12 protein-coding genes and 1 pseudogene are annotated in these 13093 nt (G+C 39.9%); 9 read left to right on the top strand and 4 right to left on the bottom strand.

Annotation, left to right across the window (positions count from 1 at the left end; all coding sequences use genetic code 11):
- Positions 1–28: 28 nt before the first annotated feature.
- The 6 genes and pseudogenes from ssb to NMG86_RS09320 all read left to right on the top strand — a co-directional run.
- Positions 29–322 (top strand): annotated as a pseudogene (gene ssb / locus NMG86_RS09295) (single-stranded DNA-binding protein); the annotation flags it as partial.
- A 12-nt stretch (positions 323–334) separates the two neighbouring features.
- A complete protein-coding gene (locus tag NMG86_RS09300; RefSeq protein WP_026787212.1) occupies positions 335–874 on the top strand; it encodes a tetratricopeptide repeat protein in 540 nt (179 codons plus the stop codon).
- 164 nt (positions 875–1038) lie between these two features.
- Complete coding sequence (locus tag NMG86_RS09305; protein ID WP_087882185.1) at positions 1039–1935, top strand: response regulator; 897 nt, start codon at positions 1039–1041, stop codon at positions 1933–1935.
- A gap of 82 nt (positions 1936–2017) precedes the next feature.
- Positions 2018–2725 (top strand): bifunctional demethylmenaquinone methyltransferase/2-methoxy-6-polyprenyl-1,4-benzoquinol methylase UbiE, encoded by a 708-nt coding sequence (ubiE, locus tag NMG86_RS09310; protein WP_026787210.1) that lies wholly within the window; start codon positions 2018–2020, stop codon positions 2723–2725.
- 75 nt (positions 2726–2800) lie between these two features.
- Complete coding sequence (locus NMG86_RS09315) at positions 2801–4033, top strand: DUF445 domain-containing protein (RefSeq protein WP_026797501.1); 1233 nt, start codon at positions 2801–2803, stop codon at positions 4031–4033.
- A gap of 205 nt (positions 4034–4238) precedes the next feature.
- On the top strand, positions 4239–4535 hold the full coding sequence (locus tag NMG86_RS09320; RefSeq protein ID WP_026787208.1) for a DUF3493 domain-containing protein: 297 nt from the start codon (positions 4239–4241) through the stop codon (positions 4533–4535).
- A gap of 452 nt (positions 4536–4987) precedes the next feature.
- Here the strand turns inward: NMG86_RS09320 and NMG86_RS09325 are convergent, their stop codons facing one another.
- Positions 4988–6031 (bottom strand): DUF1565 domain-containing protein, encoded by a 1044-nt coding sequence (locus tag NMG86_RS09325; RefSeq protein WP_043939275.1) that lies wholly within the window; start codon positions 6029–6031, stop codon positions 4988–4990.
- A gap of 713 nt (positions 6032–6744) precedes the next feature.
- Between NMG86_RS09325 and NMG86_RS09330 the strand changes: the two genes are divergently transcribed.
- Positions 6745–7650, top strand: a complete 906-nt coding sequence (locus NMG86_RS09330) for a calcium-binding protein (protein WP_026797502.1) — start codon at positions 6745–6747, stop codon at positions 7648–7650.
- A 63-nt stretch (positions 7651–7713) separates the two neighbouring features.
- On the opposite strand, the gene yidD is transcribed toward NMG86_RS09330, so the two are convergent.
- The 3 genes from yidD to NMG86_RS09345 are packed head-to-tail and all read right to left on the bottom strand — an operon-like array spanning position 7714 to position 9738.
- Entirely contained in the window at positions 7714–7938 is a 225-nt protein-coding gene (gene yidD, locus NMG86_RS09335; RefSeq protein ID WP_026787206.1) for a membrane protein insertion efficiency factor YidD, read from the bottom strand.
- Between the two features lie 16 nt (positions 7939–7954).
- Positions 7955–8848 (bottom strand): tRNA pseudouridine(55) synthase TruB, encoded by an 894-nt coding sequence (gene truB, locus NMG86_RS09340; RefSeq protein ID WP_026797503.1) that lies wholly within the window; start codon positions 8846–8848, stop codon positions 7955–7957.
- Positions 8849–8895: 47 nt separating this feature from the next.
- Positions 8896–9738 carry a calcium-binding protein gene (locus NMG86_RS09345; protein ID WP_026787204.1) on the bottom strand — a complete coding sequence of 281 codons (843 nt, stop codon included), beginning with the start codon at positions 9736–9738 and terminating at the stop codon, positions 8896–8898.
- A gap of 141 nt (positions 9739–9879) precedes the next feature.
- Between NMG86_RS09345 and NMG86_RS09350 the strand changes: the two genes are divergently transcribed.
- Both NMG86_RS09350 and ligA read left to right on the top strand, forming a co-directional pair.
- Entirely contained in the window at positions 9880–10833 is a 954-nt protein-coding gene (locus NMG86_RS09350; protein ID WP_026797504.1) for an Npun_R2479 family HD domain-containing metalloprotein, read from the top strand.
- Positions 10834–10941: 108 nt separating this feature from the next.
- Positions 10942–12990 carry an NAD-dependent DNA ligase LigA gene (ligA, locus tag NMG86_RS09355; RefSeq protein ID WP_026797505.1) on the top strand — a complete coding sequence of 683 codons (2049 nt, stop codon included), beginning with the start codon at positions 10942–10944 and terminating at the stop codon, positions 12988–12990.
- Positions 12991–13093: the final 103 nt, after the last annotated feature.

The raw sequence follows: 13093 nt of genomic DNA on the forward strand, positions 1-13093 counted from the left end.
ATGGTGACATTTTTATCGACTCTAATAGTCCGGTAGTGTTGTCTGTAATTTAACCTTAGCGGTTAACCGTCGGACTAAAAAAACGGATCAACCCGATTGGTTTAACTTAGAAATTTGGGGAAAAACGGCAGAAGTTGCAGCGAACTATGTCCGTAAGGGCAGTTTAATTGGGATTAAAGGGGTGTTAAAGTTTGAGTATTGGCAGGATCGTGGTACTGGAACTCAACGATCAAAACCTGTCATTCGGGTTGATGAATTAGACCTATTGGGTTCTAAGCGGGATGAGGAAGGTGCGCCTCGGAACAACTATGATGAGTTTTAAATAGGGAAAACCGTGGCTGAAAAACCCTTAGATACCGTTAAAATTGCATATCAAGCGGGTCAGTTTGCCTTTGAACAGGGGCGTTATCGAGAGTCGGTTCAATATTTAGAACAGGCTCGTCAAGCTGTGGAACTCAATTCTCCTCTGGGTGGAGAGATCCAAATGTGGTTAGTCACAGCATTTGAAGCCTCTGGCAAAAGGCAAGAAGCGATCGCTTTATGTAAACAGTTGACTCGTCATCCGAATATTGGCACTCGTCAACAGGCTCGTCGTTTACTCGAAGTCCTAGAAGCTCCTAAACTCTATATTGACCCAGAGGGATTTGTAAAAATTCCTGATTTGGGTCATCTGGATGTCCAAGGAAATTACCGACCTCAAAACAATTCGGTGGCGACGGTTCGGTCTATTCCCAAACCCCCGGTTTCGCATAAGGTGAACTCTGGGGATAGGGTGAAGACTCAAGACAATCAATTTTTGGGGATCGCTTTAATCATCGTGCTTTTGGTGAGTGGCGGATTAATCTGGGTCAGTTCTTTAATCGGTAATCAGTAATCAGTAATCAGCTATAATCACAAAATCAGTGGTTAGAGACGCCATCGCAGATCTAACCACTAATCACCGATAACTGATAACTGGTATCAATAAACGTTCTTCAAAAAGAATCGGTATAGATGGAAGTTGAAATTCCCCAACTAGAAAGTGTTAAGCGCTAACTCATGAACCATCAGAGACCCAAAAAGCCTAAGATGTTGGTCGTTGACGATGAGCCGGATAATTTGGATCTGCTCTATCGGACATTTCGACGTAACTTTGATGTATTTAAGGCGGAAAGCGGGGGTCAAGCTTTAGAAATTTTGGCCAACGAAGGAGAAGTGGCGGTCATTATTTCCGACCAACGAATGCCAGAGATGAAGGGTACAGAGTTTCTCAGCAAAACTGTGCCGGAGTTCCCCAATACCGTGCGAATTATTTTGACCGGATTTACAGATATTGAGGACTTGGTAGATGCGATTAATTCAGGACAGGTGTACAAATATATTACAAAGCCCTGGGATCCCAATGAACTCAAAGCCGTAGTAGAAAGAGCCGCCCAAACATATCAATTGCTGAACCAACGCACCGCAGAACTCAATCGCGCTCAGGCTCAAACCCAACTGTTAGCGACGATTATGGAAGCGGCCCAAGCAGCGACGACCCTAGAAAGTTTACTCACTGCATTGTGCACAGCCGTCGCATCGGGGTTCCGAGCCGATGTTTGTATTTTGCAACAAATTAAAGACAATCGCTTAAATTCTATAGAAGGTCATTATAGTTCCACTGGTGTTGTGGAAAACTGGTTAGAGATTGATCCTTTAGTTCAGGAAACCATAACTACCAGAACTGTACAAGCATCGACTAATATTACAACTGATCCCGCCTTAGCTACTCTGGCTCACTATCAAAGTTCGGGAATTCAAGCCCATATCAATATTCCGATTACCTATCGGGAACAACTAATCGGTCTATTATCAGTACAATGGAAACAGCCTTGTCAGATGAGTCCTGATGATCTGATCACGGTTCATTTAGTGGCTCAACAAATCGCTTTGGCTTTAATTAGTCTGGGGCATTAATCAATTTGAAGAAGGGAACAGGGAACAGGCAATAGGCAACAGGCAATAGGCAATAGGCAATAGTTAACAGCTAATTAGAGGAATGGTTCAGGAAAATAACCCGATTCAAGAGATTTTTAATCGCATCGCCCCGGTCTATGATCAGTTAAATGATGGGTTAAGTTTAGGCCAACATCGGATTTGGAAAAAAATGGCCGTAGCCTGGAGTGGGGCTAAACCTGGAGACACCGCTTTAGATTTATGTTGTGGCAGTGGAGATTTAGCCCTATTATTAGCACAACAGGTTGGAGAACCGGGACAGGTGTTTGGGGTAGATTTTTCCAGTTGTCAATTGGAAATTGCCCAGCACCGACCCCGACCCTTTACTATTCCAACGGCTAAGATCTCTTGGATAGAAGCGGATGTATTAAGATTGCCGTTTTCAGACAACACCTTTGACTGTGCTACTATGGGCTATGGTTTACGGAATGTTGTAGATATTCCCCGCAGTCTTGAGGAACTTCATCGGGTACTCAAGCCCGGGGCGAAGGCTGCAATTTTGGATTTTCACCGTCCTCCGGGTTCCCTATTGCGTACTTTTCAACAGTGGTATTTACAGCAGTTTGTGGTTCGCACGGCGGAACGATTTGGGTTTCGAGAAGAATACGCTTATATTAACCCCAGTTTAGATCAATTCCCTATCGGTACAGAACAAGTTCAGTTAGCCCAGCAAGCAGGATTTTCAACCGCCACACATTACCCAATTGCAAGCGGTATGATGGGAGTATTAGTAATCACTAAAGCCAATTAAGTTTTAGGTATTCGGTGTGTTCAGTGACAATTGCTAATACATCAGATGGTTTCCTAGTGGGCTGCTACGATAAGAATGGTCAATTTTTCTGAACAGTTGGTTTTAATCACACCTCCGATAGTGGGTGGAATTATTGGCTATTTTACCAATGATTTAGCCATTAAAATGTTATTTCGTCCGTATCGACCGCTACAGATTTATGGCCGAAGGGTTCCGTTTACTCCCGGTTTGATTCCCAGAAATCAAGAGCGTTTAGCTAAACGAATTTCCGATACCATTATGGGGTCTTTATTGACTCCCGAAGAATTACAAAAATTAGCGCGTCGTTTGCTCGAAACAGAACGAATGCAAGCCGCTATTAGTTGGTTTTTAAGACTAGCTTTAGATCAAATTAAAGCCGATACAGAACCAAAAACAGCTAAAATTTTAGCGGGAATTTTACGGGATTTTATTGGAGAGTCTTTACCTAAAATTTTAAGGGTTTTAGCCAAAAAAGATGACTTTCTGGCTCCTCAAATCAACCAAATTTTTGATCGAATTTTATTAGAATTTCAATTAAATGATCAACAATCGCAACACCTATCTAAATGGCTGTTAGAGGTTGTATTAACCCCGGAAATATTGCGACAGGCTTTAATTGATTTTCTCACGGATAAAAATATTTCAATTATTGATGAAGGATTCCGTGAACAAAGCACTGGAACCTATTGGGTGGTAGCAAATTTGTTGGGATTACGCAATAGTTTAACCCGTTTACGAACCTTTTGTTTAGACGAAAAAGAAGAAACTAATCGACGATTAACCGCATTAATTAAATCTTTAGGATTACGAGAAAGACTACAAGAGTGGTTACAAAATATCTCTTTACAAAATTTACCTGTTTCTACCGTCAAACAGTTAAGAAAAACGATGGGAGATGCTGTGAAAACCTATATTCAAGAACAAGGTATTGATGTGCTTCAAGAGTTAAGTCAATCCATTGATTGGGATAATGTTTCAAATTGGATTTTAAAACGTTTACAAATTTCTCCAGTGATGAATACATCTTTAGAATTAGTCAGTCAGGAATTAGCTTTAATTTTAGAACGGTATTTAGAACGGGATATAGAGAAAATTATGGCTCAAGTGATTCCGATTTTGAATATTGAACAGGTGATTATTAATCGAGTCAAGGAAACTTCTCCTGAAAACTTGGAAGCCGCCATTAATGGTATAGTTAAAAGTGAATTGCAAGCTATTGTTAATTTAGGGGGAATTTTAGGGGTTGTGATTGGGTTATTTCAGACAGTTTTGTTAGTATTAAGATAGATAAAATAGGTAATGGGGATCACGGATTTAAGAGGATTTCACGGATTTCACGGATTTTAATCTGTGTTAATCTGAGTAATCCGTTTAATCCGTGATGCGGATTTAAGAGGATTTCACGGATTTTAATCTGTGTTAATCTGAGTAATCCGTTTAATCCGTGATTGGTAATGGGTAATAGACTGATAACTAATAACTGATAACTAATATGACAACTCCTAAATCAAATAATTCTCAACAAAACTCCCAACTGAGTCCCGAACAATATACCCGTCTGAGGGCGGAAGCCATGGCTCCTTATCGGGGTTTACGACAGTTTATTTATATTGGTTTTGGGGCTTCAGGTTTTATTGGGGCGGTGGTATTCTTCGCCCAACTGTTAGCCGGACGGAATATCACCTCCGCGTTACCAAACTTAGCTCTACAGGTGGGAGTGGTGGCTCTAATGGTGGGCTTATTTCGTTGGGAACAAAAGGCCAGTCGCCGTCTATCAGACAGAAAGTAACATAACTAAATATTTCTCAATCTAACAATACAAGACGCAAACACAAGAAAATAAAGAAAATATTACGAAATTAAGGTTTTGCCTTGATCCCTGGCATGATTATATATAGTTAATCAATTGAGTTCAGCTTTCTCTGGAATCAATCTAGTATGGATATTCCTGTTAAATGTTGAGCCATAAGAACCGCAGGACTTGCGGGGATAGTCTGTGGAGCGAATGTAAGACCAAGACTTATTGAAGGTGGAGGCAGTTGCAAAGAAACAGAAACCTAAATCGTGAGGTTTAGGAATCGCCGTACTTTTAGAGCGGTGAAGATGTCAAAAAGACCTTAACCATAAATCCGATTGAGTCGATCAAATGGGGTCAGTTTGTATAAAGACCCTAAACATAACAAACCTACATATAAAAATATGAAGGTCAGCTTCCCTCAGTTGGAAGCTGGCTTTTTATTTTCAGAACTCTACTGCACCGGAGATGCGGGTTTGATCGATTTCATTTCCAACAACTGTCAGGGTATAACCGCGTGTGGCATTATACACATCATAGCGACCATTACTCCGAATAATATTTTGACCAGGACTGGCGGTTGTGCCTAAATCCGGTTGAGCTTGGGAGATTGCCACCACTCCATCTCGTTCATTATTTTCAATTAAATTATTTCGTAAAATAGGTTTGGCTTGGTGAGAAATCACAATTCCATCTCGATTTTCGATAATTTTATTTTCCATAATTGTAGGAGACGCTTCATCATTAATCGAGATCCCAAATCCGGTATTTTGGAAAACATTATTCCGAATTTCTCCGGCTCCTGAACGGGCAATTGAAATCCCATTTCCAGCATTTTGAGTAAATATATTACTCTGGATTTTTGGATTACTTTCAGAAGTAATAAAAATTCCATCCCGCTTACTTTCAATAAACGTACAGCCACTAACTACAGGACTAGAAGATTCTATCCATAAACCCGTTCCTCTAGTATTGGGATTGGTAACTGTAACCCCGATAATTTGACTATTTCCTTGGGTTTTAATTGTGGCATTTTGTCGAGCAAAGGTGGGACTCACGAAATTTCCCCCCCCCATAATCACCGTATTTTGTCCATTGCTGGCTTCATCTCCTTGTAATGTCACCCCATCTTTTAGGGATATCGGAAACACTTCTCCGGTTTCCTGACTGTAGGTACCTGGGTTAAGTTGAATTACTGTACCCGATTGAACCCTTTGCAGCGCATAAGTAATCGAACGATAGGGGCCAGTTTGACTTCCTGTAGAAGTTTCGCTATCACGTCCAGTGTTGGGATCGATATGGATGATTGAATTTTGAGCCAAATTTTGGGACATCAATGGGGGATTGGGCCCAATCCCTGGGATATGAGCCAAAACAGGACTTCCCATTTCTGATATCAGTCCTAATCCTAAAATGATTGTTACCCATCCTCTTAACCCACTGGGGCTGGGGTGTCGATGCCATTGGTAGAGTAAAGTCAATCGTTGCATCGGCTCCTGTTGATGTGACATAGATATCGCTGGGATTCGTTTAACTTCAAGCATTTTAGCCGATTCAGATCAATCAATTCAGTTTTCTTGAATAAAACGGTGATTCTGTTGGGAACTTCCCAGTAACAAGGTCAGTCAGAGAAGCCAGATTGTTTTTACGTCCGGTTCCAGGTCGGTGTCACGAGGACAGTTCTAAGCGGGGGTGTCAAGAAATCCTTGTATCTAGGACTCCTTTGCTCCCGTCGGGCGGTCAATCATTTCACATCAAGCGATAGCCAGTTTTGCCGAACCCAAGAACGGATGTGAGATCAGGGCGTATTCCTGTTGTGTCCATTGAAGACCAAGATATAAATTTCTCAATCTCTTGCTATTTTATTGACACTTCTGTTAAGCTGATACGATATTTTTTTACTCATTACTGACGGGTGCTTGGCTTCACTCCAATGGGTTCTAGTCGGTGGTGTCAAACCATTGTTTGCACCTACAAGAGATGGACTTTGCTCAATTTTCAACATCGTCCCTTTTTCTGTTAAAATGCAATGGATTGTTTGTTCTCTTTAGGATAAACTAAGCGTGGTGTTCATTGACCGACTGGAATCTCTGGTAAGTTGAAGTTTAATCATCTCTAAAGCTACCAGTAACTAAGTTCCTATTGTAGAATCCCCAAAGAATCGAAACGCTAACATTATTTAACTCAAGTGAGGAGCACTTAAATGTCTCAGATAGTAACATCCGAAGGCGTAGCATCAGTAACACTAGCAGGGGGCGGAGTTGCCCTAAATGGTGTCCCAGGTAAGGCTAATAGTATTTCAGGTACGGCCGACACCAATTTAATTCAAGGTGCTGGTCTTGATGATACTCTCTCGGCTGGAGCCGCAGCCCCTGTTATCATTTATGGTTTCAGTGGCAATGAACTGATCTCTGGTAGCAACGCCGATACCGATGAGCTTTACGGGAACCAAGGAAGTGACAGCATCTATGGTCTAGGTGGCAAAGACTTCATTGCTGGTGGTGAAGGAAATGACCTGCTTTATGGTGGTGATGGAGATGATACCGTCTTTGGTGACGTAGGAAACGATACGATTTCCGGTGGCGCTGGCAATGACATCCTTGGTGGCGGTGATGGAAATGACTTAATTTATGGTGATGACGGCAATGACATTATCTGGGGTGAACAGGGTAATGACAACCTCTATGGTGGTGCCGGAAACGATACCATCTATGGTGGTGCCGGCAACGATGTGATTGCTGGTGGAGACGGAAATGACTTCATTAATGGAGACAAAGGCAATGATAACTTATCTGGTAATGCCGGAAGTGATATCTTCGCCTTCTCTAGCTTTGGCAGTGCTAATGCTGATGTAGTGGTTGATTTCGTATCGGGAACTGACAAGATTGCTTTGGCTTCTAGTACGTTCACATCTCTGGGTGTCAGTGTAGAAACCAGTGAATTCACAGTGGTTGCTAACTTCAACCCTGCAACTCCTGCTGCTACTGCTGGATTGGTTTATGACTCTAACAATGGTAAGTTATACTTCGTCACTGGTGGTGCTGCACAAGAAGTAGCTACCTTTGTGAATAATCCTGCTCTGAAAGCTACTGACTTTGAACTATTCTAAGTCTTAATTTGTAGTAATTCAGAACTAGGGGTAGCTTAGTCTACCCCTTTTTTATTTATCAGTCTAATCTTCGGGTTTGGGAGGAATAGGATCATAACCCCCTGGATGATAGGGATGACAGCGTAAAATTCGCTTGAGGGCCAACCAACTTCCTTGAATAATTCCAAAGGTTTCTAGGGCTTCAATGGCATATTGGGAACAGGTGGGATGGAAGCGACAAGCGGGGGGAAATAGGGGAGAAATTAACAATCTGTAGCCTTTAATTAGGGTAATTAATAGGGTTTTGATCATATTAAAAAAATGGTTAATTTTCAGTGAGAACAACTTGAGGAGCAAGGAGAATTTGTTCAGGAGTTTCGATTAATTTTCCTATTCCTAATAGTTGTTGATTTTGATCATAGACACTCACGGGACGATCTTCTATGATTTGATTTTCTACAATAATAGATTGTCCTTGAAACCAACGTTTTGTTGATTCATAATTTAGGATAATTTTTGTTAAATGATTTAAGGCAATATTTGGAGATAGGGGCAAAAATATTTGCTGTTGAACTTGGGTTTCTAAGGTTTCCAAGGTTAGACTATTTTCTAAACCAAAACCACTGCTTTCGGTTCTGATTAAATTAGCTAAAGTAGCTCCAGTATTAAGTATAGCTCCTAAATCCCTAGCAATAGAGCGAATATAGGTTCCTGAACCACAGGCGATCGCAATTTCTAATTCGGGAAATTCCCCCGGATACCAGTTAAGAATTTTAAGCTCAAAAACTTCTACTATCCGACTAGGAACTTCAATAATTTCTCCTTTTCTAGCTAAATCATATAAGCGTTTTCCTTGAACATGAATCGCACTATAAATAGGAGGAACTTGTTCAATTTTACCGATAAATTGAGGGAGAATTTCTTGAATTTGTTCAAGTTGTAAATGCGGTACAGATTGAACAGTTAAGGTTTCTCCTTCTAAGTCATCGGTGGTGGTGGTGACACCGAATTTAATTCTAGCATGATAAGCTTTATGAGAAGGGAGAAATTGCAATAAACGAGTGGCTTTTCCCAGCGCCATTGGTAATACTCCCGTTGCGGCGGGATCGAGGGTTCCGGCGTGTCCGACCCGTTTTAATCGTAATATTCGGCGAACTCGCGCCACACAGTCATGGGAGGTGAATCCGGCAGATTTATTAAGGTTGATAAACCCGTACATTAGTATTAAATTTCCTGTATTAAATGGTTGTTTTCTGCTATTATTTATTAAGGTAGAGATTTAAAATTAACCGATGTTAAATTGCCTGTAAAACCAGGAATAAATGCTAGATAAGTGGGGTTATCTCGATCATCTGTCCGAATCAATAAACCGTTAACTCCATTCACACGGTCTGTTTCAAATTTTAGTTTACTAAAAGCTAAATCGTTGGGTAGCAAAATAACATCATCATTTTGATTATAGTCTACAATAATATCTGTTAAAGCAGCATTTCCACTACCAGAATTAACCGAAATAAAGAAAGTATCTTTTCCGTCACCCCCAACTAAAATATCTTGACCTCGATCACCGGATAAAAAATCATCTTTATTTCCTCCAACCAGACAATCATCTCCGGCTCCACCATACAGGGTATTATTATTATCGTCCCCTCCGATCAACAGATCATTATCGTTATTTCCGAATAAAAAATCTTTACCATTTCCACCTTCTAAAGTATCTGCACCTTTGCCTCCAAATAGGGTATCATCTCCATCACTACCGAGAATAGAATCCCGACCTTGATTACCATTAATATAATCATTTTCAGTTTCCCCATCGATCAAATCTTCACCGTCATCACCAAAAATTGTGTCTCCTCCTCCGCGACCATACAAACTATCTCGCCCTATATTTCCCCTGATAATATCTGCCGCCCCAGTCCCAGCTAGACTAACACCCAGGGTATCTGTGACTTGAGGAATTTGGTTTCCATTTCCACTCAAGCTGCTATTGCCAGAAACGGTACTATCACCTCCGGGAACCGTTGTGCTACCATTAGTCAAGGTGTCCCCGGGTAGGGTGTTGTCGTATAACAGAAAAACTAAATCGGGATCAAATGCGGATGTCATAATCAGTTCAAAATTAGGTTGATCTGAAATTTTGCCCACACCGGGACAACGGATTAATAGAATATAATTAGCTTAAGCCTTAAAACCCATGACTAGATAGCTAATTATCTGGTCTGTAGCACTTTATTTAACTAATAAGTTATGCTTAATGCCACAGCGATTCTAATTGATGTCTTTGTTCAGCAATTACAAGCTGGATACCGTCGAACTTACGGCGGGTTTAAACCCAACTACCCCGAAATTATTGCCTGGGCTGGAACAATGGCACTGGAAAATATTGCCAATTGTGACGCTCTTTACCACAACGTTGAGCATACCATGTTAGTGACGTTAGTGGGACAGGAAATTTTACGCGGAAAACATATTCGCGAAGGTGGAGTTACGACCGAAGACTGGTTACATTTTATCATTTCTTTACTGTGTCATGATATTGGCTATGTGAAGGGTGTTTGTCGTCAAGATCAAGAATCTTTGGGTTTATTTGCAACGGGAATTGGGGATGGAATTGTGCCTATTTCGGTGGGAGCCACATCAGCTAGTTTAACTGCTTATCATGTTGATCGAGGAAAGTTAGTAATTGATGAAAGATTTGGGGGACATAATTTAATTGATGCGGAACAAATTAAACGGAATATTGAGTTAACTCGTTTTCCTGTTCCTGCTGATGAAACCCATCAAGATCGACATAATTATTCGGGACTAGCAAGAGCGGCTGATTTGATAGGTCAACTCAGTGATCCCCGGTATCTGAAAAAGATTAGTTCCCTATTTTATGAATTTGAAGAAGTGGGAACTAACAAAGTTTTAGGTTATAAAACTCCAGGGGATTTACGCCGAAATTATGCTAAATTTTACTGGAATGGAGTGTTTCCTTATATTCCAGCGGCATTGAAATATTTGGAATTAACCCAAGAAGGAAAACAGATTGTGGCTAACCTTTACGCCAATGTATTTCAAGTGGAAAATGAATCTCGAATTTTGCAAGGAATTAATCAATTTCCGGCTGATGTCAATGGTGGAAGTCAAAATGATAAGAACAAAGAGAACGACTTAAATGATCAAAAATCCTTTGAGTTGACGGGTTTAAATTTATAGAAACTCAAAATTGATCGGAAAAAAGGTAATTCCTAATTGAGAAAGGAAGGTTAATTTATTAATCTTCCTTTTAATCTATTTTATATTAACAGGTTTGAGGTATTAACAATGATAGAAATTACCCCAAAAATACAGCAACGAATTGAAGAATTAAGACGGTTATTGCAGAAAGCTAGTTATGAATATTATGTCCTAGATGCGCCAACAATGGCGGATTCTGTTTATGATCAATTATATCGAGAACTGCAAGATTTAGAGCAACAATATCCGCAATTAATTACAACCGATAGCCCAACTCAAAGAGTAGGAGAAAAACCCGCGACTCAATTTCAATCAGTTAAACATAATATTCCTTTGTACAGTTTAGATAATGCTTTTAATTTTAATGATTTAAAAACTTGGCAAGAGCGAGGTCTAAAAACAGCTACAAATACATCAGAATTTCCGACTTATATTTGTGAATTAAAAATAGATGGATCTGCCTTAGCATTAACTTATGAAAACGGAATATTAGTTAGATGTGCAACCCGAGGAGATGGGATAACCGGGGAAGAAATTACTCAAAATGTAAAAACAATTCGTTCAATTCCCTTGAAATTAGAATTAGAAAATCCACCTAATTTAGTTGAAGTTCGAGGGGAAGCATTTTTATCATTAAAAGTATTTGAAATAATTAATCAAGAAAGACAAAAAGAAAGGGGATCATTATTTGCTAATCCTAGAAATGCTGCGGCTGGAACTTTAAGACAATTAGACTCTAAAATTGTCGCCCAACGGAAACTAGATTTTTTTGCCTATACTTTACATATTCACGAACAGAATAATTTAGAAATAGTTTCTGCTCAAACCCAATGGGATAATTTAGAATTATTGCAAAAAATGGGGTTTAAAGTTAATCCTAATCGTCAACTTTGTTCTAATGTAGATGAAGTGATCAAATATTGTGAATATTGGGATCAAAAACGGCACAATTTACCCTATATGACCGATGGAGTGGTAATTAAAATTAATCCCTTATCTCTACAGGAAAAATTAGGATTTACCCAGAAATTTCCGCGATGGGCGATCGCCTATAAATATCCGGCCGAAGAAATGCCAACTCAAATTAAATCTGTTACTGTACAAGTGGGGAGAACTGGAGCTTTAACCCCCGTTGCAGAACTTAACCCGATTTTACTGGCAGGTACAACGGTGCAAAGAGCAACATTACATAACCGCGATCGCCTAGCTGAATTAGATCTGCATATCGGTGATACGGTAATTGTCCGCAAGGCCGGGGAAATTATTCCCGAAGTCGTAAAAGTATTATTAGAATTGCGCCCCCAGGACGCTAAAAAGTTTGAAATGCCAACCCATTGCCCAGAATGCGGTCAGGCGGTTGTACAGTCATTAGGAGAGGCGGTAACCAGATGTATTAATGATTCTTGTCCGGCAATTTTACAAGGATCTTTGATTCATTGGTGTTCCAGAGATGCCTTAGATATTAATGGTATTGGGGATAAATTAGTTCAACAGTTTGTTAATAAAAAATTAGTTAATTCCGTAGCAGATTTATATGATTTAACCGTTGAACAATTAATGACTTTAGACCGGATGGGGGAAAAGTCAGCGACTAAAATTATTCAGGCGATCGCAACTTCTAAAAACCAACCTTGGGCGCGGGTATTATATGGTTTAGGAATTCGTCATGTTGGCAGTGTGAATGCCGAATTAATTACCAAAAAATTCAAGAGTGTTGAACAATTAACCCAAGCATCCGCCGCCGATATTGAAGGAGTTTATGGCATCGGGCCAGAAATTGCCTATTCTGTCTATGAATGGTTTAATCTTCCTGCTAATCAACTATTAATAGAAAGATTAAAAACCGCAGGATTAGAGCTTGCAAATTCAGAAAAAATAGACTATAATCAAAGTAATGAACCTCAAACCTTGGCAGGCAAAACTTTTGTAATTACAGGAACATTACCAACATTAAAACGGGAAGACACAAAAAAATTAATTCAAAATGCCGGAGGAAAAGTCACGGATTCAGTTAGTAAAAAAACAGATTATCTAGTAGTAGGAGAAGAAGCAGGATCTAAACTTAAAAAAGCCCAAGATTTAGGAATTACCCTATTATCAGAAGCAGAATTACTAACTTTGCTGTCTGGTCTTTGACATTCTCCCCTTCAGTATTCCAGATTTGTTTTATATTCCATCCTTTAATGTTTGCTACGCATCCGTATCAAGTAGAGACGTGCCATGGCGCGTCTCTACTTGA

Source organism: Planktothrix rubescens CCAP 1459/22 (genome assembly GCA_904830895.1).
Taxonomy (GTDB): domain Bacteria; phylum Cyanobacteriota; class Cyanobacteriia; order Cyanobacteriales; family Microcoleaceae; genus Planktothrix; species Planktothrix agardhii.